Raw genomic sequence first — 24,187 nt, 5'->3', positions numbered from 1 at the left:
CCAAGCGTTCGTATTCGTAGTCCTCGCATGCAGGACGCCCCGGCGCCGCTCAATGGGCTGACGCGTCTGGCCGATCAACTGCCGCGGCGTCTCGTCCATGCACACCACCGGGTGCGCCTCGTCGTAGGGCCGGCTGTAGATGTCGAGCACCCGCTCCATGGCCGCCACGAACTCCCCGCTGGCCTTGGGCGGTATCACCCAGCCGACCTTGCGCCAAGGCTTGAGTTCGTTTTTTTGAGTGTGCGCCGCACCGTCTCCGACGACAGACTGTCCACATACCCCAACTCCACTTCCCGCTGGGCCCGCAGCTTAAGCGTCCAGCGCGCATGCCCTTGGGGCGCCTGCCCACAGCTCATGGCGATCAAGCGCGCCTGCAGCGCTCTTCCTTTCCTCTTCGCTCAGGACTACTTTGTAATGTTCGTTCCAGATGCGGACGGCCGCGCCGCGCAGCACATTGCCAACCGCATACGCTAGAGAGTGGCCCAGCCCCAGGAGCAATACCGACTGCAGCAAGCGTTCATGCAGCGTTGCTGTGATCGGTACTGATGCCGTCTGCACGGCATCAGGTTTGCGGCGTGAAAAGGAACCAGGCTTGTAGCGCACCAGCATCAAGCCGGCAATGGTCAAGGCCATTCCGGATGCGGCCAGTGAAGTCAGGCGTTCGCCCAGCATCACCCAGGCCATTTTGGTCACAATGATGGCGGTGGTAAAAAGCAGCCGTGCAGCGGCAGACAGCAGCAGCAGGTAGCCAGAACGGTATCAGACATCAGCTGCCGGACACATGGACTTCATTCAAAGGTCATATCTTGAAGGCTTCCAGCGACTCCGGCGCAAACAGTTCATGCGGTTGCAGCAGGCGCTTTGAGAGACCTTGCTCAAACGAGTAACGCAAAAAGGTTTGCAGGGTAGCCTCGTTTTTTGTAAAGCCGTAAGGCCAGAAGTCTTCCCCCATCTCTTGCTTGACCTGTTCAACATGGGACGTGAGCCACGGCAGCATCACCTTGAGTGCGGCTGTCTCGTACAGGTCTTCATAGGTACGGCGCTGGGACTCCTCAAGCGCCTTCATCATCGACCGCGCAATCCAGCGGTTGGCCTCATACACATCGCGGCGAATCGCCACGGTGTGCATGATCGGGAACATTTTGGTTTCCTTGAAGTAATTGCGCTCGACCTGCTCGTAGTCTTCAAACAGGCGTTTGACCTTGCCGCCGCCGTTCAGGAAGCTCGAAGGCATGCGCGCGGTGTAGAGGGCATCAATCTCGCCGTCCAGCAGCATCTTCGCCAGTGTCTTATCGGGACCGATGCTTTCAACCTTGATGTTGGCCGGCAGATCAAGCTTGATCTTCTCTGACCGGCCGGGCTCTTCTTCACCACCTGTGAAATAGGTCACGCTGTCCACCGGAACGCCGTAATGGTCCGACAAAATGCCGCGAATCCAGACGGGTGCCGTCATTTGGTATTCAGGGTTGCCGACACGCTTGCCGATCAAGTCTTTGGCCTCCCGGATGCCAGAATTGGCATTGACGTAAATGCAGGAATGCCGGAAAAACCGCGATGGAAATACCGGTATCGCTACAAACGGACGGGCTTCATTGAACATCGACACGGTGTACGATGAAAGCGACATTTCGGCAACATCGAATTCCTTGTGCCTCAACATGCGAAAGAAGGTTTCTTCCACCGGCATGTTGAGGTAGTTCAGGTCAATGCCATCGGGTTGAACGCTCCCATCCATGAGGGCACGGGTGCGGTCATAGTTCCAGCAACCAAAAGTAAGTTTTAGTTTTGACATTGGATTAATTATTCAGCTTTGATGCCTGCAGCAGCGATGGCTTTCGCCAGCCGTTCGTTTTCGCTCAGGATGGCATTGTTGTAATCGGAAGGTCCACCACCAATCGGATCTATGCCTGCCTTGTTGAGGGTCTGCATGACTTCCGGCATTTTTGCAATTTGGGCCATTTCCGTGCTGATGCGCTCGATGGCGCTTGCCGGCGTGCCCGTGGCAGCGAGTACACCGACGATGGGCGCAAAATCAAATCCAGGAATGATTTCTGCAATGGCCTGAACATTGGGCTCCTGACTTGAGCGATTTGCCGCATTGGTTGCCAGCAGCCTGGCCTGTCCTGCCTTTACAAATCCCGCCAGAGAAGGCAGCGCCGAAAACAGCACATCCACCTGCCCGCCAATCAGTGCTGGCACCGATTGCCCTGAGCCCCTGAAGGGCACATGCGTGATTTGCAGGCCCAACGCTGCTTTCAAGGCTTCCATGGTCAGATGATGGGTACTGCCGATACCCGAGGAGCCGTAGTTCAGTGTGCCCGGCTTGGCCTTGGCGAGGGCAATGAATTCCTGCAGGTTGTTGACAGGCACCTTGTCATTCGCGGCAAGGTACAGCGGGGCTCGCGCTGCAAGCGACACCGGCATGAAATCACGCTTGTAGTCATAGCCAAGGTTTTTGTAGATGGCCGGGTTGATGGAGAACATGGACCCATCGGTCACCAGAAAGGTATAGCCATCCTTGGGTGCGGTGGCAAGGACCTGCGCGGCCACCACACCATTGGCGCCTGGCCGGTTGTCCACCACCACAGACTGGCCCAACTTGTCGCCAAGCCGCTGCGCAAAAATACGAGCCACCGTATCTGGCAGGCCGCCGGGCGAGTAAGGCACGACAAATTTAATCGGTCTGTTGGGGTAAGCACCCTGCGCATGCGCACTCATGGGAAGCATGAAGCTGCCAGCCATCGCCGCAGCGGTGCCAAGCAGGATAAAACGACGTTGTTTCATGGAAATGTCTCCTGACGGGTTTCAAGTTTTATAGCGAACGGGAAAGGGCGAAGTACAAGCTGCCTTTAAGAGGCGGCTTAGGATGTGGAATAGGAAGGTTCCAGCGCAGGAGCGACCGAATCCCACACATAAGACGCTTTGAATGAACGCCAGTCCGTGGTTTTGGGAACGATGGCCTGAAAGGCGCAGATGCTGGACGGAATGCGGGCTTCGCCCGTGCCTATGGCTTGTTCGCCGTTCTGGAAGGCGAGTACCGCTTCCAGCATCTGCTTGCGGAACTCCACAACGGCCAGATCGCTTGCGCCAAGCCGGTCATGGGTTCGGTCGGCGATTGGACCCATCGTTACCCACATCGCGACATCCTGGTTGGGAAAGCCGGTGATACCGGTAAAGTTTCCAGCCTTCATGGCGATGCGATCCTGCCAGAAAGCGTTGTCGCGATTGCGCAGCGGCCGGTACTTTTCATCCAGATCCACCCCGATCTGCTGGCCCAGGAATTTACGCCATGTGTCGGTATCGGGCGTCTGTGACGGATGGCCCCAGGCGATGAAATAAAACGCGGTATTGGTGTCGTCCATCGGCACGTTGATATTCGCCACGTTGTACAGATTGTTGGGCGGGATCAGGGCTGTCGCCGGAGCAACGAAAACAGTCGAGCGCACATAGTCGTTTGCGGCGGCATTCTTGATGGGACGCCGTATCGCCGCATAGCGAAAACCGTAACTACCGCGCTCCACCTGCATGCGGGGCGCCTTGTCGGTGGAGGGACGCAGCCAGTTGGTGTCGGTCGCTTCTGCACCCGCTACCCGCGCCGGCACCATGTCGGAAGAGTGCAGGCTGGAGCTGTGCGCCGAATCAATCGCGCCTTCCAGGATTTGCGCCCAGTTGCACGGAATAACCGCTTTTGCAATGGCCACCTTCGCATCGGCTGTAGGCGCCCAGGCCGGCGGCACGAACTCGGGCTGGGTCGCGGGCGGGCCCATGTAGGCCCAGATAAATCCGCCCCATTCTTTCGTCGGATACGCCAGGTGTTTGACCTTTTGCGCCATGCCGCTGGCTGCCGGCTCCGACACCATTTCCAGAACATTACCCTCCACGTCCATCTTCCAGCCGTGGTACAGGCAGCGCAGGCCGCAGTCTTCGTTGCGTCCAAAGACCAGCGACACGCGCCGGTGCGGGCAATACTCATCCATCACGCCAACGCGGCCCTTGGTGTCACGAAAAACCACCAGGTCCTCGCCAAACACCTGTGCCTTGATGGGCGTGCCATCAGGCTCGCTCACTTCTTCGATCAGGCACACCGGCGTCCAGTGGCGGCGCATCAACTGCCCCATGGGGGCCTTGCCCGCCACGCGGCATAACAACTCGTTTTCTTCGGCGGTCAACATGGCGAATTTCCTTTAAATGGATTGGCTTGATCTGGGTCAATAAAAACGGCTTGCCAACTTGGTGGAACAAGTTTATTCTTAGGTGACTAAGATTATTCGCGTTTTTTTGCTTTGTCAAGACTATTTCTGGAGACAACCATGAGCGTTAACCCTAGCGTCGCAACAGGCGCATCCGCAGCGGTTTCAGTCCCCCTAAAGGATGACTTTTTCAATGTCAGGGTCGTGAAGAAGGAAGCCGTGGCGCAAGGTATTTATCTGTTTGAATTGCGTCACTTCGATGGCGCGCCCCTGCCCACTTTCACCCCGGGCTCGCACCTCACGGTGCAGGTTCCCAGCGGCGTGCGGCGCAACTACTCGCTCTGCAGCGACCCGGCCGATACCGGCATGTACCAGATTGCCGTCAAGCGCGACGAGGCAGGCCGGGGCGGCTCCATCAGCATGGCTGACGATGTGCAGGTCGGGCAGTTGCTATCGGTCAGCTGGCCGAGGAATAATTTCGAACTGGTCGAACGCGCAAACAACTTCATTTTTGTAGCGGGCGGCATCGGCATCACGCCCATTCTGTCGATGATGCGGCACCTTAAAAACACGGGCCAGGGCGAATTCAAGCTCTACTACTGCACCCGTGATGAGGCCGGCACGGCCTTTATTGACCACATCAAATCGGAATTTTCCGGGCAGGTCCAGATTCATCATGACAACGGCGACATGGCTCAAGCGCTGGATTTATGGCCTGTGTTTGAAAAGCCGGGCAACGCCCATGTTTACTGCTGCGGGCCTAAAGGGCTGATGGACAGCGTGGACGACATGTCGGGCCACTGGCCTTCCGGCTCGGTGCACTTCGAAAGCTTTGGCGTGGATGCCAAAGCCTTTGCGGAAGACAAACCCTTTGACGTGCGGCTTGCAAAGACAGGCACCACCGTCCATGTTGGTGCTGACCAGACGATTCTGGAGGCTTTACGGGGCGCAGGCGTGCGCGTGCCGAGTTCCTGCGAAAGTGGCACCTGCGGTTCCTGCAAGACGCGACTGCTGGCAGGCGAGGTTGAACGCCGTGACATGGTGCTGATCGAGGAAGAAAAACAGGACTACATCATGGTTTGCGTGTCACGCGCAAAATCGGATGAACTGGTTCTGGACCTATGAACAACCGGAAAATGCAGATAGGCGTCGTGGGTTTGGGCCGGGCTTTCACCCTCATGCTGCCTACCTTCGTGCATGACAGCCGCGTCAAGCTGGTGGGCGCAACCGATCCCATTGCAGCCGCCAGAGCACAGTTTGAAAAAGACTTTGGCGCACCCGGCCATGAATCCATCGAAGCGCTCTGCGCCAACCCTGCGGTTGAAGTGCTCTACATTGCCTCCCCGCATCAGTTTCATGCGGCGCATGTGTGCCTGGCGGCTTCATTTGGCAAACATGTGATGGTTGAAAAACCGATGGCCTTGAGCCTGGATGAATGCACCCGCATGATCGAGGCCACCCGCAACGCGGGCGTTCATCTCATCGTCGGCCACAGCCACAGCTTCAACATGCCGATACGGCGCACGCGGGAGATCATTGACAGCAAAATTTATGGCGACGTCAGAATGATCACGGCGCTGAATTTCACCGATTTCCTGTACCGGCCGCGCCGTCCGGAAGAGCTGGACACTGCGGCCGGAGGCGGTGTCATTCACAGCCAGGCAACGCATCAAATGGACATCGTGCGGCTGCTCGGCGGCGGACGGGTAAACAGCGTACGTGCCCACACGGGCTCATGGGATGCCAGCCGCCCGACGGAAGGCGCATATAGCGCCTTGCTGGGGTTTGAAAATGGCGCATTTGCCTCGGCTACCTACAGCGGTTACGGCCACTACGACTCCGATGAACTGATGGACAACATCGGTGAAATGGGCCAGGCCAAAAGCGCTGGCGACTACGGTGCGGCACGCCAACGACTGCAAAGTGCTGCCACGTCTGCGCAGGAAACGGCCCTCAAAGCGGCACGCAACTATGGCGGTATCCTGTATTCGCCGACTACCGCCTTGCCTGAAAACCTGGCCCACCAGCATTTCGGTCAGATCATCGTTAGTTGCGAAAAGGCAGACTTGCGCCCAAGCGCTTCAGGCGTTGCCATTTATGCCGATAGCCAGAAAACATTTGAATACCTGCCTGCGTCTCGAATCCCCCGCAGCGAAGTGATTGACGAGTTGTATGACGCGGTCATCAACGATCACCCGGCCATTCACAGCGGTGAATGGGCACGCGCCACCACGGAGGTCTGTCTGGCGATTCTGGAGTCGGCCCGCACGAACAGCGACTGTCATCCGCGCCATCAAGTCAGTCACAATGCCAGTGCATGACCAACGACACACAAAACATCATTCGCCACTGGCGCGAGGCGGTTCCGAATGACCGTTTGGCGCACCTGGTTCGTGACGCATCACGCGCCTTTCACAAAGCCTTGCAGGTACGCCTGGCGCAGCATGGCGTGCCATTTGGCCACTGGACGTTTTTGCGTATTCTGTGGGAGGCTGACGGCCTCACACAAAAGGAACTCAGCGAACGGGCCGGCGTCATGGAGCCCACCACGTTTACCGCAATGAAGACCATGGAAGCCTTGGGCTACATCGTGCGCAGACAGTTGCCCACCAATAAAAAAAACATGTATGTTTATCTGAGCGACGAAGGCCGAGCCCTTAAGAAAAAGCTGGTGCCCCTGGCTCAAGAAACCAACACGGTGAGCATTGAAGGCGTGACGCCTGAGGACCTCAAAACCACACGTCGGGTGCTGCTCACCATGATTGAGAACCTGGCCGGGGATGAGTTGCTGCAAACCCCGCCGGTAAAACGCAAAGCCGCAACTTTAAAGCAGCCAGCCAAGCCGGCCAGCAAATAAACTGCGGCCTGAAAAGACGCGCGACTTTTTCTTCAAATTGAGGCTTTGCATGCGCCAACTGTTGATCATCAACCCCAACACCTCCGCAGGTTCGGGTGCGTATCATCACAGCCTGCTTTGGCGCCCCCTATATTGCCCCTGCGAAGCCGGTTTCGCGGTGGCCGGACATGCTGTTCTAGACGCCTGGACGCCTGGGCGGCCGCGCTGGAAGCCTATTCAGGAACGACTGGCTCACTTGCTGGGGCACGGCGCGGCATTGGGCGGCATCCCTACCGTGGCGCCAACGGGTGCCCAACTGGCGCAAGCCTGTCGGCAAGCCACAGGCGAATTCAGGGCACAAGCCATCATCCTCGGCGGTGCCGGCCTGGCAGGTATGGCTGCAGTGATCCAGCCTCATGTTGACGTTCCCGTGATCGACAGCGTGTTGGCGGGAACCCGCCAGGCGCTGTTGCAGGCAGCTATGAATCAATCTGGCGCGACGGACGGGTTTGACGTTCGCTGGCAGCAACTCTCACCTGAGTTGATTGCTCTGGGCAGCGTCGGCGTTTAGGGGCTGCTGCGCGGCGATGCTCACACCGCCGAAAAACGGCCGCGCAGATACGCCACGATCTTGTCTGAATCGTAGAGCCACTGGCTGCTGCCGGCCTGATCGGTGATTTTCAGGCAGGGCACTTTGGTCTGTCCGCCGCCCTGCAGCAACTCGGCCCGGCCGCAGCCTTCTGGCTGCGCGTCAACGCGCTGGATGTTCAGGGACAAGCGACGCATTTCCTGCCGCACCTTGATGCAAAAGGGGCAGGTCTTGTACTGGTACAGCACCAGGCTTTGGCACTGCTGGTCTACGTTTTCCTGCGCCGCCTGCGGCCTCACCAGGCCCTTGGGCTGGGTGAGGCGCTCCTTGAACAGCATCACCGGACCCAGGACGATGCGCAGGGTTCTGAAAAAGAATCGGATAAAGGTTTTCATGGTCAATGTTAAACGGAACGCCAGCGGTTTCCGGAAATGGGAAGGCCGGCGTCGCGGCGGCTGGCCGCAACCCGGCACGCGGTCAGGTCCGGTTCGGGAACGTCCAGGGTGTTCCCCCTGCGGCCAGCTTTTCTCCTTTTCGCTCGACGATAAGCCCATAGGCTTCGGGCCTGCGGTGCATGTCAAAGTTAAACGTAGTGCGTTTGTAGATGGCGCAAAAATCCAGGTCACAGCGGGCAATGGCAACTTCGTCGCCCTTGGTGATGCAGCGGGCCACAATTTCACCCGACGGCGCCACGATGCAGCTGCCACCGATGCTGTCAACACCTTCTTCCAGGCCGGCTTTGGCAACGCCAACCACCCAGGTGCCATTCTGGTAGGCACCGGCCTGCATGGACAGCTGGTTTTGAAAAAGTGACAGGTCATCGTGCTGAGGCGCCGGTGCATTGTGCACGGGCGTGTTGTAGCCGATGAGTACCATCTCGACGCCTTGCAGTCCCATGACGCGGTAAGTCTCGGCCCAGCGCCTGTCGTTGCAGATCGCCATGCCAAAAATGCCTCCGAACGCCTGGGTCACGCCAAAATGGTTGCCGGGCGTGAAGTAACGTTTTTCAAGGTGCTGGAATCGCCGCCAGGGCTCATGCTCGTAGTGGCCCGGCAAATGCACCTTGCGGTATTTCCCGATGATCTGGCCCTGGCGATCCACGATGATGGAGGTGTTGTAGCGAACAGCTTTGCCGCCCTCTTGCGCCAATTCGGCATAGCCAAGGTAAAAGCCCATGCCCAGCGCGCGCGCCAGATCAAACAGCGGCTGCGTCGTGGAAGACGGCATTTCACGCTCAAAAAAACTGTTGATCTCTTCCTCGTCTTCGATGTACCAGCGGGGAAAGAAGGTCGTGAGCGCCAGTTCGGGAAAAACGATCAGGTGGGCGCCGAACGCGTGCGCTTCACGCATCAGCGCGCACAGGCGGCCCACCACCTGCTGGCGGGAATCTGCGCGCTGGATGGGGCCCAACTGGCCCAGCGCCACATTCACAAATCGGGACATTGCAACACTCCAGTCAAATCAAAAAAACAAGGGGGAAACTTCAAATGCCACGCTGGGCCAAGCGCATGAGCACCTGGAGCAAGACCTGCGCGCCCTGCGCCAGGTCTTGGGGCTCGGTGAACTCGTTCACGTTGTGACTCAGCCCATTGACGCTGGGCACAAAAATCATCCCGGTGGGACAGACCCGCGCCAGCATCTGGGCATCGTGTCCGGCGCCGCTGGGCAGGCGCAGGGCGGACAGACCCAGCGCTTGCGTTTCCTGCTCGATCAGGCTGATCACCAGGGGATCGAACACCACGGGCTCGAAGCGCGCCAGGCGGCGGTGGCTGCACGAAACACCTTGCGCTGCTGCACACTGCGTGGCGAATTCAAGCACTTCGGCCTCGGCGCGGGCCAGCGTCGCCTCGTCGGTGTTGCGCAGGTCCACGGTGAAAACCGCGCGATGGGCAATGACGTTGATCAGGTTCGGCGAAAGCTGTATCGAGCCCACGGTAGCCAGTTGGCGGCCCCCGTAACGCAAGGCCAGGTCATGAACAAAAGCCGCGATGCGCACCGCCACCACGCCCGCGTCATGGCGCAGTGCCATCGGGGTGGTCCCGGCATGGTTGGAAATGCCGTTGATCGTGAATTCGGTCCATGAAATGCCCTGAACGCCCTCGACCACGCCGATCTGCAGACCTTGCTGGTGCAGCACCGGGCCCTGCTCGATGTGCAGCTCCACGAAGCTGTCCACCACCGGGCAACCCACCGCCGCTGGCCCCTGGTAGCCGATACGCTGCAGTTCTTCCCCAACCGTCGGGCCGTCAGTGGCGCGGGTGGCCAGCGCCTGCGCCAGCGGCATGCCGCCAACGTACACAAGACTGCCCATCATGTCGGGCTGAAAGCGCGCGCCTTCCTCGTTGGTGAAGAACGCTACCGCAATCGGTCGGCGTGTCCGCACGCCGGCATCGCGCAGGGTAGCCACCACCTCCAGGCCGGCCAGAACACCGTAATTGCCGTCGTAAAGCCCGCCCGTACGCACGGTGTCGATATGCGAGCCCGTCATCACCGGAGGCAAATCCTCGGTGCCGGCATACACGGCCATGACATTGCCGATCCCGTCCGTGGTGACCGTCATGCCCAGTTCGCGCATGCGCGCCACCGTCCATTCGCGGCCGAGCCGGTCCGCTTCGGTCAGGGCCAGCCGGTTGACGCCGCCGCCCTCCAGCGCCCCCACTTTCCCCAGCGCGGCCAGGCTGGCTGCCAGCCGCTGCGGACTGATTTTCAGGTCGAGCGGGGTGCTCATGCCGCCGTCCCGTCCAGAATATCGGCGGCACTGGCACCCACCAACTGCTGGTAAAGCGCCGGGTCCGTGTCGGCCTCGCTGCCAAAGAACAGGATCCGGCTTTCAGCATCGATTCCGAACGCGGCCCTGGCATCGGGATCGCACGCGATACCGATGGCCGCCGCCAGCCCGGCCACGGCCGATTCGCCGGCCACAATCGCAGCATCCTGTCCTGGTGGGCGGGCCAGCAACTGCATCACCGCAACGGCCGCGTCATCGTCCACGGTGCAGAAGGCGTTGGCGCCGCGCTCCAGTATTTCCCAGGCGAGCAGGGACACCTCGCCGCAGGCCAGGCCGGCCATCAGGGTGTCGAGCTTGCCCGTGACCGCCGTGAGTCTGGCGTTGCGCGCGCTTTGCAGCAGGCAGTCGGCGCGGGTCGGCTCGACCACCGTGAAGAAGGGCCGCCGCTGCGCGTCCCGCTCCCAGAAATACGCGCAGACGGCTGCGGCCAATCCGCCGACGCCGGCTTGCACAAAGACATGCGTGGGCCATGCATCGAGCTGCTGGACGGCTTCCTGGACCATCAACTGGTAGCCTTGCATGACATCGCGCGGAACGTCCATGTAGCCGGGGTAGGACGTGTCGGAGATGACATGCCGCCCATTGGCCTGGGCGTCGCGGTCGGCCTGGCGCACGGCGTCGTCGTAGTTGCCCCCGGTGCGCACCACCTGCGCTGCGAAGCGTTCGATGGCTTGCTTGCGTCCGTCGCTGACGGAGGCATGAATGTAGATCACGCAGCGGCAGCCGAACAGCTGCGCGCCCCAGGCCACCGACCTGCCATGGTTGCCATCGGTGGCGCAGGTCACGGTGATGTCCGTACAGGCCTGGCGCAGTTCGCTCTGGAGCAGGTCGGACGGGTTCAAGTCCCGGCCCAGCCGCAGCCCCAGTTCACGGCACAGCAGCCGGCCGACCGCGTAAGCGCCCCCCAGGGCCTTGAAGCTGCCCAGGCCGAAGCGCGAGCCTTCGTCCTTGTAGTGGATGGAGGCCACGCCCAGCGCATCGGCCAGGTCACCCAGCGAATGCTGGGGCGTGACCTGGTAGCCGGGCCAGGCGATGATTTCCTGCTCGGCCCTGGCCAGTGCGCCGGCATTGAGGATGCTGGCGCGCTGGTCGCCATAGGGCTCTTGGCGCCGGAATGCCGGGTTGAGGAAATAGTCTATTGAAATGGAAGGAAGCTTGTGCATGGGAGGGTTCACACCGTGGGGTTAAGAATCAGTTTCAAGATCGCCGAGTGCCGCATGGAGGCGCTCGATCCTGGACATGCGGGCACGGGCCTGCCTGGGCGTGCGCGCGGCCATCGACGTGGCCAGGTAATTCATGAGACTGACGGCGCTCACATAGGAGTCAAACACCTGCTCGGTCTGGTTGGGGCAATGCAATATCGCCGCAGCCTGGCTCGCCAGCGCAGACAGGGGGGTGTCGGTCAGCAACAGCACGCGTGTGCCGGCACTGCGGGCGGCCGCGACAATCCGGGGCAGCCGGCTGGTGCGCCGGCGAAAATCCACGGCCAGCAGCAGGTCCTTGTCATTGAGGTCGGCCAGAAATTCCGCTTCACGGCCTGAGAGCTCGTTCAGCAGGTTCACGTCGTGCCGCACCTGCGACAGCAAGGCGCTGGCGTAAAACGCGGTCATGCAGCCGTTGCGGTAGCCCACGATCCAGACCCGGCGTGCCTGCACCAGCAACTCAAGCGCTTGTTCCTGCACCTCTTCCGTGAGGCCGCCGAGGAGGCTGTTCAGGCGCACCACATCGTTTTGCACATGCGTCTGCAAGCGGGCAGATTCCGATTGGCGCACCGGCGCGCGGCCGATGCGGGAAAGCGGCGATTGCTGGGGCACCTGGGCGCGGATGTGCTGCCGGAAGTCACTGAATCCGGAATAACCCAGGCGGCGGAAAAACCGTGCCGCACTGGCCTTGGAGGCACCGGCCAGGCCCGCCAGCTCCGTGGCGGAATAGGCCAGCAAATCCTTTTTGTTGGCAATGACCACGTCCGCCAGTCTGCGGTCTGTGGCCGAAAGCTGGTCATAGACCTTCAGCAGCCGGACATCGAGTGATTCGGTCTCTTTGTTCATGTCATGGCGCCTGGTTTGTGCATGCATCACCAACTTGATGCATGGCATGCACAAGTATGGAACATAAGTTCCATCTGCTTTGCAATTGAGAAATTATTGTTTCATTCATGGTGCTTCCATCTAGCAAGACCGATGCCCGCAGCCTGGCGCTTGCTGGGGCGTGCCCTGGGAGCGGGTCGAGCCTGCCCATCGAAAGCGTGTCGTTGGCGCATGGCATGCAATTTGCCTAAAGAACTTGTGTTCATCAATTTTTTGGGAAGCCAAGCATCATGAAATTCAAGTTCGCCACTGCACTCACCGGCCTGCTCGCCGGTCTCGCTCTCTTGACGTCGGTGTCGGCTCAGGCCGATGATTCGCTCACGGCCATCATGGCTAAAAAGTCAATCTTGTTGGGCATCGCCACCGACTTTCCTCCCTACGGTTTCATGGGGCCCGACTTCAAGCCGCAAGGCCTGGATGTGGCCGTGGCGCAATTGATCGCCGACAAGCTGGGCGTGAAGGCCGAACTGACGCCTGTCAGCACGCCCAACCGGATTCCCTACCTGCAGACCAAGAAAATCGACCTGATCGTTTCGGCGCTGGGCAAGAACGCCGAGCGTGCAAAAGTCATTGATTTCTCGGTGGCCTATGCGCCGTTCTACCAGGCCGTTTTCGGTCCCAAGGCGCTTGGCATCAAGAATTTTCAAGACCTTTCAGGCAAGACGATTGCCGTGACGCGCGGCACGATTCAGGATGACATCCTTCAGCAGGTGGCGCCGCCAACGCTGAAGATTCAGCGCTTCGAAGACGACAGCTCGACGGTGGCTGCTTTTGTGTCGCAGCAAACGCAACTGCTGGCTACCGGCGCAGCCGTTGCGGGGGTCGCGATCCAGAAGAATCCGCAAATCCAGGCTGAGTACAAACTGCTGCTGAAAGACTCACCGAATTTCATCGGCGCGCGCAAGGGTGAGACGGCATTGCTCGACAAGGTCAACGAGATCCTGCGCCAGGCCAAGGCCGATGGCACGCTCAACGCCTATGCACAACGCTGGCTGGGTCGCGGCTTGGGCGACCTTCCGGAGTAAGGCCGCGGGGGAAAAGCCGGTTTCCCCAGGTCAACGGCTTTTCCCTGCCCAAAAACCACGCTTTCACTTTTTTGTTGAATCACCAACCTTCTTTGCAACATGAGTCTTGATTTTTTTGTGGTGCTTGGGCAGTGGCCCATGTTGTTAAAAGGCCTGGCACTCACCTGCCTTCTGACCGCCATCGCAGCGCCTGTGGGCACCTGCCTGGGTATCGCCTGCGCATGGTCGCGGGTGCATGGCCCCACCTGGCTGCGCGCCATGGTTGGCGCCTATGTGGAATTGATCCGCAACACGCCTTTCATCATTCAGCTTTTCTTCATCTTTTTCGGCTTGCCTGCCATGGGCGTCAAGCTGTCGGCTGAGACTGCAAGCATCCTTGCCATGGTCCTCAATCTGGGGGCCTATGCGTGTGAAATCGTCCGCGCGGGCATAGAGGCCACGCATCCAGGCCAGATTGAAGCGGCCAAAAGCCTTGCACTGAACCGCTGGCAAATTTTCACCCGGGTGGTGCTGCCGCCGTCGCTTGGGCGCGTGTGGCCCGCACTGGTCAGCCAGATCATCATCGTGATGCTGGGGTCGGCGGTTTGCGGGCAGATCTCCACCGAGGAAATCTCCTACGCGGCCAATCTCATCTCCAGCCGTACCTTCCGCAGCATGGAGTCCTACATCCTCGTCACGGTCGCCTACCTCGGTCTGGCGGTCATGCTGCGGCAAGCGCTCAACTGGGTCGGGCCTCGTTTCATATTTGGCCGTTGAGCCAGGGAGTCAGCACATGGTCGATTTTTCCCTATGGGACATCGCACGCAATCTCCTGATGGCTTTGCGATGGACGGTGGCACTCTCGCTGATTGCCTTTGTCGGCGGCGGTATGGTGGGGCTTTTCCTGCTCGTTGCCAGACTCTCGAAGCTGCCAGGTGCTGCGCACGCGGTGGCGCTGTATGTGCAGATTTTTCAGGGCACGCCGCTGCTGATGCAGTTGTTCCTGACCTATTTCGGGCTGTCGATGCTGGGGATCAATACCTCCGCGCTGTTTGCCGCATCGGTCTGCCTCACGCTCTACGCCAGTGCCTATTTCACCGAGATCTGGCGCGGCTGCGTGCTGTCGATTCCGCGCGGCCAATGGGAAGCAGCGGCCAGCCTGGCCATGAACTTTCGCGAGCAGCTGCGCTACATCGTGCTGCCCCAGGCCACGCGCATTGCCATCGCGCCCACGGTGGGCTTTCTGATTCAGATCATCAAGGGCACCGCGCTGGCCTCGGTGATCGGCTTCGTCGAAATCACCAAGGCTGGCCAGATGATTGCCAACGCCACCTACGAGCCCTTCCTGGTCTACGGCTGCGTCGGCCTGCTCTATTTCACCCTGTGCTTCCCGCTGTCGGTCTGGAGCCGCCACCTTGAACGAAAACTCAGCCCCCGGCACTGAAGGCAATACGACATGACCCTGCACACCACGACCCCCAAGACCATCCCGCTGGTGGACATCCGCGGCCTGCGCAAGCGCTATGGCACGAACGAAGTCCTCAAGGGCATCGACCTGCAAATCGAGCGCCGCGAGGTGGTCTGCATCATCGGCAAGAGCGGCTCGGGCAAGAGCACCCTGCTGCGCTGCATCAACGGCCTGGAGGCGTTCCAGGACGGCGAGCTCACGGTGCATGGCCAGCCGCTGAAAATCCACGACCCGCATGCCATGCGCGAGCTGCGCCAGAACGTCGGCATGATTTTCCAGAGCTTCAACCTGTTCCCGCACCTGACGGTGGGCCAGAACGTGATGCTGGCGCCCATGCTGGTCAAGGCGCTTCCCAAGCCGGAGGCGCGCCGACGCGCAGAGAAGCTGCTCGCGCGGGTCGGGCTGGCTGAAAAGTTTGACAACCGGCCAGACCAGCTGTCAGGCGGTCAGCAGCAGCGCGTCGCCATTGCCCGCGCGCTGGCCATGGACCCCGAGGTGCTGCTGTGTGACGAGGTCACCTCCGCGCTCGACCCCGAACTGGTCGGCGAGGTGCTTCAGGTCGTGGAAGACCTGGCGGAACAGGGTATGACGCTGGTGCTGGTGACGCACGAGATGAACTTCGCCCGCAAGGTCAGCGACCGCGTGGTCTTCATGCACCAGGGCAAGGTCCATGAAATGGGGCCGCCCGAGGAACTTTTCAGCCACACGAAAACGCCGGAATTGCAGCAGTTCTTGTCGGCCCTGTGAGCGTGGGCTGGAGGGAAAGGACGGCCCGCCCTCGCAAGGCGCATGCAGGCCATCAAAAACGCACAAATTATGAATAAAATCCGGCTCTATCGCATATGCAGAAAGCGCTTATAGCTATTAAATAAGGAGCGTTTTGAAAGGCGCCTGGCCCGCCCGGCGGCGAGGCGTAACGGTCCGCCACGGTCAGGCCGGGCGGCGCACGCGCGCGGTTCTGAGCTTGCGTCCCAGCCGCCGCCAGCCGATGACGACGCCGGTCAGGCTGAGCGCGGCGCCACCCAGGCTCAGGGCGATGAGCACGATGTCCCACAGGGGGCGCCGGTCCAGCAGCGGCAACCAGTCCCAGCTGTGCAGCATCCCAAACAGCCAGCGGTTCAGGCGCCGCGTGCTGTCGGTGCGGCCGAGCACGGCGCCGGTCGCCGGATCGATGTGCACCCAGGTGGCGTGGGCATCGCCGAATACGACGCGCCACACCGGCAGCGGTTTTTCAGCGCCCCCCGTCATCGTGTGCGGTTCGCGTTCGTAGTAGTGCAGGTCGTAGGCGGTCAGTACGTCGATGCGCGCGACCGGGTCCGGCAGCAGGCGCGCGGCCGCAGTTTTCAGTGCATCGGAATCAGGCACATGGGCTTGCGCCGTTGCCGCATTGAGCACGGTCGGCCGGCCGCCACCGCTGCCGCTCGCCAACACCAGGGTCTGGCCCGCAGTACGCGTCCAGCGCAGCTCCTGCACCTCGCCAGAGGCTGCGGCAAGCAGCGCCTGCGATGAAGCCTGCTGGCTGGAAATCGCCAGCGGACCGCCGTGCATGGCCTGTGCCCGCAGGGCGGGCGCGCCGTTGTCAAAGATGCGCCAGGGGTTCATCGACATGAGCCCGCTGAAGATCCACGTCAGCGTGACCAGCGCGAACAGCAGGCCGGTGATGTGGTGCCAGCGCATCATGAAACCCTGGTAGGGCGAGTGCGAGCCACTCTTGTAGGCGTGCGTGAAGCGCCACCGCATGATGCCAACCACCGTGCCGGCGAGGGTCACGCCGATGCCGATGACCGACAGCCAGTTCACGATGTCGCTCCAGTAGGGGTTGAACATATTGCCGCGAAACGGATACAGCCAATGGATCCACGCGCCGGCGTAGTTCCACAGGCGCTCGGTGCGCGGGGCATCGCGCACCACTTCGCCGGTGGTTCCGGAGACATACAGCAGCGTGTGATCGGCGTCGGCAAGCTGCACCCGGTGCAGCGGGCGATGCGCGTCCAGTCCGCGCGAATGGGTGAAGGCGTCTTCGTCGATGCTTCCTTCATGGTCGGCGGCAACCGCCGGGCCGGCAAAGGCCGCGGCACTCGCCAGCGCATGCGCGCGATCAACCTGCCGCAGCACGGCGCCGGTGCTGGCGTCTATCACCACCGTGCCGCTGCCCGGCGCCACCCGGCGCCGACCAGCCGGACTGGCATTCGGGTCCCGGGCCGGCACGGCCAGGTAGACCGCGCGGCCACCGCTGGCCACCGCCAGCCGCAGATCTTGCAGCGGCCCCGCGATGCCGGCCGCATCGAGCGCCTGCCTGGGGGTCTGGGCAACCGCCTTGGCATCCAGCGGCGGCAGGTGTTGCAGTCTTTCCGCGGCGGTGAGCTTGGGGTAGCCCACGTACATCATGACCACCCCCGAGATGAACCACATCGCGAAAAAGGCGCAGACGACGATGCCGAGCCAGCGATGGATCAGGAACAGCCAGCGTTTGGCATGCAGCATGTGCGCCTCCTGTCTCAGAACGCCGCGCGCAGCGTGATGTCGGCGCTGCGCGGTGCACCCAGGTAGGCCGACGTGCTGCCGATATTGGCGGCGTACAGGCGATCCGTCGCATTGCGGATGCGGCCGACCACCGACACGGACTTGTTCACCTTCCAGCTCAGGCCGAGATCAAGCAGCGTGTAGGCCGAGCCGCTCATCGTGTTGGCAGCGTCGGCATAGACCTTGCCGACATGACGTACCCCGGCACTTGCCTGCCAGGCGGGCGTGAAGGCATAGGAGACCCACAGGTTGGCAACCGTCGATGGCGTGTTGGTCGGCGTCTTGCCGGCCAGCGAAACGCCGCCCTGCACGAAGTTCTCGTACTGCGCATCGACGTAGGTGAGGTTGCCCTGCAATGACAGCCTGGCGGTGGGTTGCAGCCCGACGGCCAGCTCCACGCCCCTGGCGGACTGCTCGCCGACCAGGACGGTCAGCGCGGTGTTGTTCGGGTCCTGGGTGGCAATGTTCTTGCGCGTGATGCGGTAGGCCGCGACCGTGGCCGACCCTTTGCCTTGCCAGAAATCGACCTTGCTGCCGATCTCCGCCTGCCGGCCGGTCGTGAGTTCGCTGTTGTCGCGCACATTGGCAAAGGTGGCCGTGGAAAGGATGCCGGACGGTGGATCTGCCGCCGTGGCGTACTGCGCGTACAGATTGGCGCCGGGCGCAAAGTCCCATACCAGGCCGATTCGTCCGGTCGTCGGGCTGTAAGTGCGCGAGAAGGTGGCGGGACTGGCGGCGGTCACCGCGCGCCGGTTGGTCAGGCCAAGCGCGATGCGCTCGTGGCGCAGCGCCGTCACCAGGTTCAGGGTGGGCGCCAGGGCGGTGCGGTTTTCCAGGTACAGCGCGGTCGTGGTGACCTTGTTGTCCCTGTCGGGGCTGAAGCCCGGCGTCATGCCTGGCACCTGGAAAAAGCGCTCGGTAACGAAGTTGTAGGGATCGACCGTGCTGACCACGGCCGGCAGGCTGTTGGGGAAACGGGTCTGCTTGTTCACGCTCACATCCAGACCATAGGACCAGTCGCTCTTGAGCCCGGCGAGTTGCCCCTTGTAGAGCCCCTCGATGCGGTCACCGACGACCTGATGGTCATGCCGCTGCAGCAGTGCGCCCGAGCGGATCACCGCTGTGTTGGCCGCGTTGTAGCGATAGCTCTCCACGTTGCGGTAGTCGCGCAGCGCATCGTAGGCATAGAAGGTGTTCTTGAACTGCAGCGCGTCGGTCGCCTGCCAGTCGGTCACCGAACGCAGCCATTGCACGCGCTGGGCATAGATGCCGTCAGCGCTGTTGAAGTTCTTGAAGCGGATGCCGGGATCAACGCGCAGCGTGCCCGTCGCCGGGTTGAGCACCGGCGTGCCCCAGTAGGGCCGGTCGACCTCCTCATCCTGGTATTCGTAAGCCAGGGTATGGGTCAGTCCGCCGCCGAAGTCCGACAGCAGCGAAGCGGCGAATTGCGTGGCCTTGGTTCCGGTGCCGTCGACCCAGCTGCCGGCGTCGCGGCGGTTCACGTCGATGCGCACATAGTGGCTGCCCGCTCCGCCGTCGCCGGCTATGCGGCGATTCAGGCCAAAGGACGCTTCCTTCAGGCCATGGCTGCCCAGCCGCAGCTGTGCGTCGGCAAAATTGCCTTTTTCCGCGATCTTGGTGATGTAGTTGATGGAGCCGCCGACCGCACCCGAGCCGAACAAAAAGCTCGACGGCCCGCCGATGGCCTCGACACGGTCGTAGATCCAGCTGTCCACCGGGCGCGCTGCAATCGAATATTGCACGTTGACGCCGTTGAACATCTGGCTGATGGAGCCGCTGCCAAAGCCGCGGTAACTGACGCCGACACTGCCCGGCGCGTCGTGCGCAGTGACGCCGGGAATGGCGCGCAGTATCTCCTGGGTATTTTGCGCACCGCGCGCATCAATGGTGGCGCGGTTCACGACGGTGACCGAGGCCGGCGTCTCGCGCGGGCTCAAGCCCAGGCGGCTGCCGGTTTCGGAAGGGGTGTCCAGGTTGAGACGGCCATTGGCGACCGGTCCATCGTCGACCACCTCGATTTGCCGCAGCGTCGCAGCTTCAGTTTGAGCGCGGCTGGAGGCAGACGCCAGCGCGAGTGCGGAGAAAATGCCCACGGTCAAAGCGGAGGGACGAAAAAGTGAGGCGCAGGCGCGCAATGCGGCAGGGCCGCTGGGTGAAAAATGGGACATGAACTCTCTCTTGCGGCAGGCGCAGCGCCAACAGGCGGCGCCCAGTCCGCTGAATCATTTAAAAGAACGCCCAAGAACTCGCCACAAGCGAGCCCCAAGCGTCAGGAATGAATAGCGTTAAGAGAAAGCAGGTGGCCCGCGCGCGGGTAGCGGCGAGGCCGTGGCGGCTGCCAGGCGGGCCGCCGGAATGGACTGCATCGCGCGCCCCAGCGGCAAAGACAGGGCTGCTTTTGCCGGGTCAGCTTTGGACGGCGGGCAACTCAGCAGGCACAGCGGGCAGTCCAGATGCGCCGAGCCGGCTTCCTGCGGGCCGTCGTCCGTCTGCACGATGGCCTTGATGGCACCGGCGCTCGAACAAACAAACTCAATCGACTGAGGATGGAGAATTGGCGACGCGATGGCTGCACCGATCGACAGCACAAACCACAGGAGCACCCATTTGACCAGCCCGATGCTGGCCTTGCCCGGCAGGAAATGCAGGCGGCCGCCGCCGCGCAATTCGCGACGCAAGGGCTGAAAGTGGGCCAGGGAAAACATTGGCCACGAGTATAGACCGGCGAAAATCCGGAAAATGCCGCTTGCGAACGGCCGGCGTGGCGTCGGTCTGCAAACCACCTGTCCTGCGCTTACAGCCGCATCAAGGCCTCAATCTCATCGGCCTTGACCGGCACGCCGCGCGTCATCAGCTCGCAGCCGGTGGCCGTGACCAGCGCGTCGTCTTCAATCCGGATGCCGATGTTCCAGAAGTGCTTGGGCACGCCCTTGGCCGGGCGCACGTAGATGCCGGGCTCTATCGTCAGCACCATGCCGGGGCGCAGGATGCGCGGGGGCTTTTTCATCACGAGTTGGCCCAGCGCGTCCTTTTCCTCGCGCGGCTTGCTGCCCGGCTCGGTGTAGTCGCCGCAGTCGTGCACATCCATGCCCATCCAGTGGCCGGTGCGGTGCATGTAAAACTGGCGGTAGGCGCCCGATTCGAGCACGTCGTCGACAGTCCCGTGTTTGGCTTTGGCCAGCAGGCCGGTGTCCAGCATGCCCTCGATCAGCACGCGCGTGGCGGCGTCGTGCGGGTCGGTAAAGCGCTTGCCGGGCCGGGTGACCGCAATCGCCGCTTCCTGCGCCGCCTGCACGATGTCGTAGAGCGTGCGCTGGGCCGGGGTGAATTTTCCGTTGGCCGGAAAGGTGCGCGTGATGTCGCTGGCGTAGCCGTCAAGCTCGCAGCCCGCATCAATCAGGCAGAGCTGGCCGGCCTGCAGTTCGGTGTCGCCCGCGCGGTAGTGCAGGATGCAGGCGTTGGCGCCGGCCGCCACGATGCTGGTGTAGGCCGGAAATTGCGCGCCGTGGCGGCGGAATTCGTGCAGCAGTTCGGCCTCCAGGTGGTATTCGCGCAGCTTGACCTGGGCGCCTTTGCCCGAGTCGTGCAGCAGCGCGGCCGAGGCCTGCATCGCCCGCACATGGGCGCCGGCCGAAATCTTGCCGGCGCGCCGCAAGATCGAAATCTCGTGGCTGTCTTTCACCAGCCGCATTTCGTCGAGCAGCTTGCACAGGTCGTGCTGGCTGTGCGGGCATTCGGCGCCCAGGCGAACCCGCGCCCGCACCTTGTTCAGCCAGCCATCAACCTGGGTTTCCAGGCCTTTGTGCGTGGCAAACGGGAACCACACGGCGTTCTGGTTGCTCAGCAGCATCGGCATCTTTTCGTCCAGCGCTTCCACGCTGAAAGCCTGGTCCACGCCGAGTTCTGCGGGCGCGGCTTTCGGGCCCAGCCGCAGGCCGTCCCAGACTTCACGCTCCAGGTCCTTGGGCCGGCAAAACAGCGTGCTTTGGGTGCGCTTGCCGCTCGCGTCAATCACCAGCCAGCCGCCCGGCTCGCTGAAGCCGGTCAGGTAATAAAAATAGCTGTCGTGGCGGTACGGAAAGTCGCTGTCGCGGTTGCGCGGCAGCTCGGGCGCGGTGGGCAGCACGGCGATGCCGCCGCCGGCCGCTCTGAGGGCGCGGCCGATCGCGGCGCGGCGTTTGGCGTAGAGGGCAAGGGTGCTCGGTGCAGTGCTCATGGTTCAGCTTTCGGTGATTCGGTTCAATTCGTCCAGCCGGGCGGGCGTGCCAACGTCGGTCCAGGCCCCCTCGTACAGCTCGGCGCTGATGCTTTGATTGTCCATCGCGGCACGCAACAGCGGGGCCAGCGGGGCCTTGATGCCCTGCGGATTGCCTGCAGGCAACTGGGGCAGCGCGCTGAAAAATGCACGCCGGTACAGGCCTATGGTGCTGTAGGTGTAGCGCGGCTGCGGGTCGCCGGGCGGCAGGTTCAGCGCCAGCCCCTGCGGGCTCAACCCGAAGTCGCCGCGCGGATTGTGCGCCGGGTTGGGCACCAGCCACAGGTGGGCGAGCTGCTGGCTCGCCACAAAGCGGCTGACAGCGGCGTCAGAAAACTCGAAATCCGGCACAAACACATCGCCCGCCAGCACCCAGAAAACGTCGTCCAGCAGCGGCAAGGCCCGCGCAATGCCGCCCGCCGTTTCCAGCGCACCACCAAAGTCAGCCCCTTCGTGTGAGTATGAAATTGATAGCGGCTCATGCCCGTAACGATTGGGCTGCAGGTCGAAATGGCTTGAAATCTGCGGCCCCAGCCAGGCGGTGTTGACGACCAGTTCGTTAAAGCCGCCGCGCGCCAGTGCCTGGGCATGCCAGTCGATCAGCGCCTTGCCGCGCACGCGCAGCAAGGGCTTGGGGCAGCGGTCCGTCAGCGGCCGCATGCGCTCGCCGCGCCCGGCGGCCAGGATCATGGCTTTGATGCTCATGCGCCCGCCTGGGTGGCCCGGCTGTGGCAGCATAAAAAGAGGTCGGAGGGGAGTGGCAGTGCGTGCATGAACAGCACTTTAGAGCATTGGCCGGCGCCCCGGTTTCCAGGGCGGCGCCAAGCCCGCGCTGAGGCCCCGCAATGCTGGCCTGAATCGTCATACGCCGCTCGCCCGGTAAAATAGCGGATTACCCTGATTCCCGAACCTCCCGGAGCTTTTCTTGATGGCCAATAATGAAATGATGGCGAATGCGATACGCGCACTCGCAATGGACGCTGTACAACAAGCCAACTCGGGACATCCCGGCGCCCCCATGGGCATGGCTGACATGGCCGTAGCCCTCTGGGGCGATCACCTCAAGCACAGCCCGCAGAACCCGCACTGGTTTGACCGCGACCGCTTCGTGCTGTCCAACGGCCATGCCTCCATGCTGCTGTATTCGGTGCTGCACCTCACGGGCTACAAGCTGCCGATCAAGGAACTCAAGAACTTCCGCCAGTTCGGCTCCAAAACGCCCGGCCATCCTGAAGTGGATGTCACCCCCGGCGTTGAAACCACCACCGGCCCGCTCGGCCAGGGCCTGACCAATGCCGTGGGCTTTGCATTGGCTGAAAAGCTGCTGGCCAAGGAGTTCAACCGCGAAGGTCACACCGTGGTGGACCACAGCACCTATGTATTCATGGGCGACGGCTGCCTGATGGAAGGCATCAGCCACGAGGCCGCAGCATTGGCCGGCGCCTGGAAACTCGGCAAGCTGATTGCGCTGTACGACGACAACGGCATTTCGATCGATGGCCAGGTTGAGCCCTGGTTTATCGACAACACGCCGCTGCGCTTTGCCGCCTATGGCTGGAACGTCGTGGGTCCCGTTGATGGCCACGACGCCCAGGCCGTGTCGGCCGCCATCGCGGCGGCGAAAGCCACGTCCGACAAACCGACGCTGATTGTTTGCAAAACCCATATCGGCAAAGGCTCGCCGAACCGCGCCAACACGGCCAAGGCCCATGGCGAGCCGCTGGGCGCCGAAGAAATCCAGCTGACGCGCGACGCGCTCAACTGGCCGCACACGCCCTTCAAGGTGCCCCAGGAAAGCTACGACGCCTGGGATGCAAAAACCAAAGGCCTGGCGCTCGAAGCCGACTGGGACGCGAAGTTTGCGGCCTACAAAACCGCTCATCCCGGGCTGGCGGCAGAGTTTGTGCGCCGCATGAAGGGCGATCTGCCCAAGAGTTTTTCCCAACTTGCCGTCGATACGGTCGTGGGCGCGCACACCAAAGCCGAAACCGTCGCCTCGCGCAAAGCCTCGCAACTGGCGCTTGAATCCTTCACGGCCGGCCTGCCCGAGTTGCTCGGCGGCTCGGCCGACCTGACCGGCTCCAACCTGACCAACACCAAGTCAACGCCCAGCCTGCGCTTTGACGCGAACGGCGAGGTGGTACAGACCGAGGCAGCCAACGGCAGCCAGGTCGGTGGCCGCCACATCAACTACGGCGTGCGCGAATTCGGCATGGCCGCCATCATGAACGGCGTGGCGCTGCATGGCGGCTTCATCCCCTACGGCGGCACTTTCCTCACCTTCAGCGACTATTCGCGCAACGCCATCCGCATGGCCGCGCTGATGAAGCTGCGCGTGGTGCATGTGTTCACGCACGACTCGATTGGCCTGGGCGAAGACGGCCCGACGCACCAGTCGATCGAGCACGCCGCCAGCCTGCGCCTGA

General features: G+C 62.1%; 23 protein-coding genes and 1 pseudogene. 9 read left to right on the top strand and 15 right to left on the bottom strand.

Going from position 1 to position 24,187, the window contains the following annotated elements; genetic code table 11:
• Positions 1-4: 4 nt before the first annotated feature.
• The 5 genes and pseudogenes from Q8K05_RS16540 to Q8K05_RS16520 form a co-directional block, all read right to left on the bottom strand.
• A pseudogene (locus tag Q8K05_RS16540) lies at positions 5-377 on the bottom strand (IS630 family transposase); the annotation flags it as partial.
• Positions 310-693, bottom strand: coding sequence for a hypothetical protein (locus Q8K05_RS16535; protein WP_305247710.1), 384 nt, complete (start codon positions 691-693; stop codon positions 310-312). The gene Q8K05_RS16535 and the pseudogene Q8K05_RS16540, both read right to left, overlap by 68 nt.
• Before the next feature lie 106 nt (positions 694-799).
• Entirely contained in the window at positions 800-1,792 is a 993-nt protein-coding gene (locus Q8K05_RS16530; protein WP_305247709.1) for an ABC transporter substrate-binding protein, read from the bottom strand.
• Positions 1,793-1,800: 8 nt separating this feature from the next.
• The gene (locus Q8K05_RS16525) at positions 1,801-2,784 is read right to left on the bottom strand and encodes a tripartite tricarboxylate transporter substrate binding protein (protein ID WP_305247708.1); all 984 of its coding nucleotides are present in this window, start codon (positions 2,782-2,784) and stop codon (positions 1,801-1,803) included.
• 77 nt (positions 2,785-2,861) lie between these two features.
• Positions 2,862-4,172, bottom strand: a complete 1,311-nt coding sequence (locus Q8K05_RS16520; protein ID WP_305247707.1) for a Rieske 2Fe-2S domain-containing protein — start codon at positions 4,170-4,172, stop codon at positions 2,862-2,864.
• Between the two features lie 138 nt (positions 4,173-4,310).
• Here Q8K05_RS16520 and Q8K05_RS16515 point away from each other — a divergent pair, with 138 nt between their 5' ends.
• Genes Q8K05_RS16515 through Q8K05_RS16500 form a run of 4 tightly spaced genes read left to right on the top strand, consistent with a single transcriptional unit; the run spans position 4,311 to position 7,597 of the window.
• The gene (locus Q8K05_RS16515; RefSeq protein ID WP_305247706.1) at positions 4,311-5,315 is read left to right on the top strand and encodes a PDR/VanB family oxidoreductase; all 1,005 of its coding nucleotides are present in this window, start codon (positions 4,311-4,313) and stop codon (positions 5,313-5,315) included.
• A complete protein-coding gene (locus Q8K05_RS16510) occupies positions 5,312-6,511 on the top strand; it encodes a Gfo/Idh/MocA family protein (protein WP_305247705.1) in 1,200 nt (399 codons plus the stop codon). The genes Q8K05_RS16515 and Q8K05_RS16510 overlap by 4 nt, the downstream gene beginning before the upstream one ends.
• Positions 6,508-7,047: a MarR family winged helix-turn-helix transcriptional regulator gene (locus tag Q8K05_RS16505; RefSeq protein WP_305247704.1), complete on the top strand. Its 540-nt coding sequence runs from the start codon at positions 6,508-6,510 to the stop codon at positions 7,045-7,047. The genes Q8K05_RS16510 and Q8K05_RS16505 overlap by 4 nt, the downstream gene beginning before the upstream one ends.
• 49 nt (positions 7,048-7,096) lie before the next feature.
• Positions 7,097-7,597, top strand: a complete 501-nt coding sequence (locus tag Q8K05_RS16500; RefSeq protein WP_370868884.1) for an aspartate/glutamate racemase family protein — start codon at positions 7,097-7,099, stop codon at positions 7,595-7,597.
• 20 nt (positions 7,598-7,617) lie between these two features.
• On the opposite strand, the gene Q8K05_RS16495 is transcribed toward Q8K05_RS16500, so the two are convergent.
• The 5 genes from Q8K05_RS16495 to Q8K05_RS16475 form a co-directional block, all read right to left on the bottom strand.
• Complete coding sequence (locus tag Q8K05_RS16495; RefSeq protein WP_305247703.1) at positions 7,618-8,010, bottom strand: glutaredoxin domain-containing protein; 393 nt, start codon at positions 8,008-8,010, stop codon at positions 7,618-7,620.
• Positions 8,011-8,092: 82 nt separating this feature from the next.
• On the bottom strand, positions 8,093-9,058 hold the full coding sequence (locus tag Q8K05_RS16490) for an N-carbamoyl-D-amino-acid hydrolase (RefSeq protein WP_305247702.1): 966 nt from the start codon (positions 9,056-9,058) through the stop codon (positions 8,093-8,095).
• Between the two features lie 40 nt (positions 9,059-9,098).
• The gene (locus Q8K05_RS16485; RefSeq protein ID WP_305247701.1) at positions 9,099-10,343 is read right to left on the bottom strand and encodes a Zn-dependent hydrolase; all 1,245 of its coding nucleotides are present in this window, start codon (positions 10,341-10,343) and stop codon (positions 9,099-9,101) included.
• Complete coding sequence (locus tag Q8K05_RS16480) at positions 10,340-11,566, bottom strand: diaminopropionate ammonia-lyase (RefSeq protein ID WP_305247700.1); 1,227 nt, start codon at positions 11,564-11,566, stop codon at positions 10,340-10,342. Before Q8K05_RS16480 ends, Q8K05_RS16485 begins: the two co-directional genes overlap by 4 nt.
• Before the next feature lie 21 nt (positions 11,567-11,587).
• On the bottom strand, positions 11,588-12,451 hold the full coding sequence (locus tag Q8K05_RS16475) for a MurR/RpiR family transcriptional regulator (protein WP_305247699.1): 864 nt from the start codon (positions 12,449-12,451) through the stop codon (positions 11,588-11,590).
• A gap of 269 nt (positions 12,452-12,720) precedes the next feature.
• Between Q8K05_RS16475 and Q8K05_RS16470 the strand changes: the two genes are divergently transcribed.
• The 4 genes from Q8K05_RS16470 (at position 12,721) to Q8K05_RS16455 (ending at position 15,709) form a co-directional block, all read left to right on the top strand.
• Positions 12,721-13,515, top strand: coding sequence for a transporter substrate-binding domain-containing protein (locus Q8K05_RS16470; RefSeq protein ID WP_305247698.1), 795 nt, complete (start codon positions 12,721-12,723; stop codon positions 13,513-13,515).
• Positions 13,516-13,614: 99 nt separating this feature from the next.
• On the top strand, positions 13,615-14,271 hold the full coding sequence (locus Q8K05_RS16465; RefSeq protein ID WP_305247697.1) for an amino acid ABC transporter permease: 657 nt from the start codon (positions 13,615-13,617) through the stop codon (positions 14,269-14,271).
• Positions 14,272-14,287: 16 nt separating this feature from the next.
• Complete coding sequence (locus Q8K05_RS16460; protein ID WP_305247696.1) at positions 14,288-14,938, top strand: amino acid ABC transporter permease; 651 nt, start codon at positions 14,288-14,290, stop codon at positions 14,936-14,938.
• A 12-nt stretch (positions 14,939-14,950) separates the two neighbouring features.
• Positions 14,951-15,709, top strand: coding sequence for an amino acid ABC transporter ATP-binding protein (locus tag Q8K05_RS16455; RefSeq protein ID WP_305247695.1), 759 nt, complete (start codon positions 14,951-14,953; stop codon positions 15,707-15,709).
• Positions 15,710-15,892: 183 nt separating this feature from the next.
• Here the strand turns inward: Q8K05_RS16455 and Q8K05_RS16450 are convergent, their stop codons facing one another.
• The 5 genes from Q8K05_RS16450 to Q8K05_RS16430 all read right to left on the bottom strand — a co-directional run bounded on the left by Q8K05_RS16450 (position 15,893) and on the right by Q8K05_RS16430 (position 22,466).
• Positions 15,893-17,446, bottom strand: coding sequence for a PepSY domain-containing protein (locus Q8K05_RS16450; RefSeq protein ID WP_305247694.1), 1,554 nt, complete (start codon positions 17,444-17,446; stop codon positions 15,893-15,895).
• A gap of 14 nt (positions 17,447-17,460) precedes the next feature.
• Positions 17,461-19,674, bottom strand: coding sequence for a TonB-dependent siderophore receptor (locus Q8K05_RS16445; protein WP_305247693.1), 2,214 nt, complete (start codon positions 19,672-19,674; stop codon positions 17,461-17,463).
• Positions 19,675-19,791: 117 nt separating this feature from the next.
• Positions 19,792-20,211 carry a hypothetical protein gene (locus Q8K05_RS16440; RefSeq protein WP_305247692.1) on the bottom strand — a complete coding sequence of 140 codons (420 nt, stop codon included), beginning with the start codon at positions 20,209-20,211 and terminating at the stop codon, positions 19,792-19,794.
• Between the two features lie 89 nt (positions 20,212-20,300).
• Positions 20,301-21,722 carry an aminopeptidase P N-terminal domain-containing protein gene (locus Q8K05_RS16435; RefSeq protein WP_305247691.1) on the bottom strand — a complete coding sequence of 474 codons (1,422 nt, stop codon included), beginning with the start codon at positions 21,720-21,722 and terminating at the stop codon, positions 20,301-20,303.
• 3 nt (positions 21,723-21,725) lie between these two features.
• The gene (locus Q8K05_RS16430) at positions 21,726-22,466 is read right to left on the bottom strand and encodes a nucleotidyltransferase family protein (RefSeq protein ID WP_305247690.1); all 741 of its coding nucleotides are present in this window, start codon (positions 22,464-22,466) and stop codon (positions 21,726-21,728) included.
• 223 nt (positions 22,467-22,689) lie between these two features.
• Here Q8K05_RS16430 and tkt point away from each other — a divergent pair.
• The coding region (gene tkt / locus Q8K05_RS16425; protein WP_305247689.1) for a transketolase at positions 22,690-24,187 on the top strand (1,498 nt) is incomplete at its 3' end.

Origin of the sequence: Polaromonas sp. (genome assembly GCF_030682935.1) — a bacterium.
Classification (GTDB): domain Bacteria; phylum Pseudomonadota; class Gammaproteobacteria; order Burkholderiales; family Burkholderiaceae_C; genus Polaromonas.
This window is presented reverse-complemented; position numbering and strand designations above follow the sequence as displayed.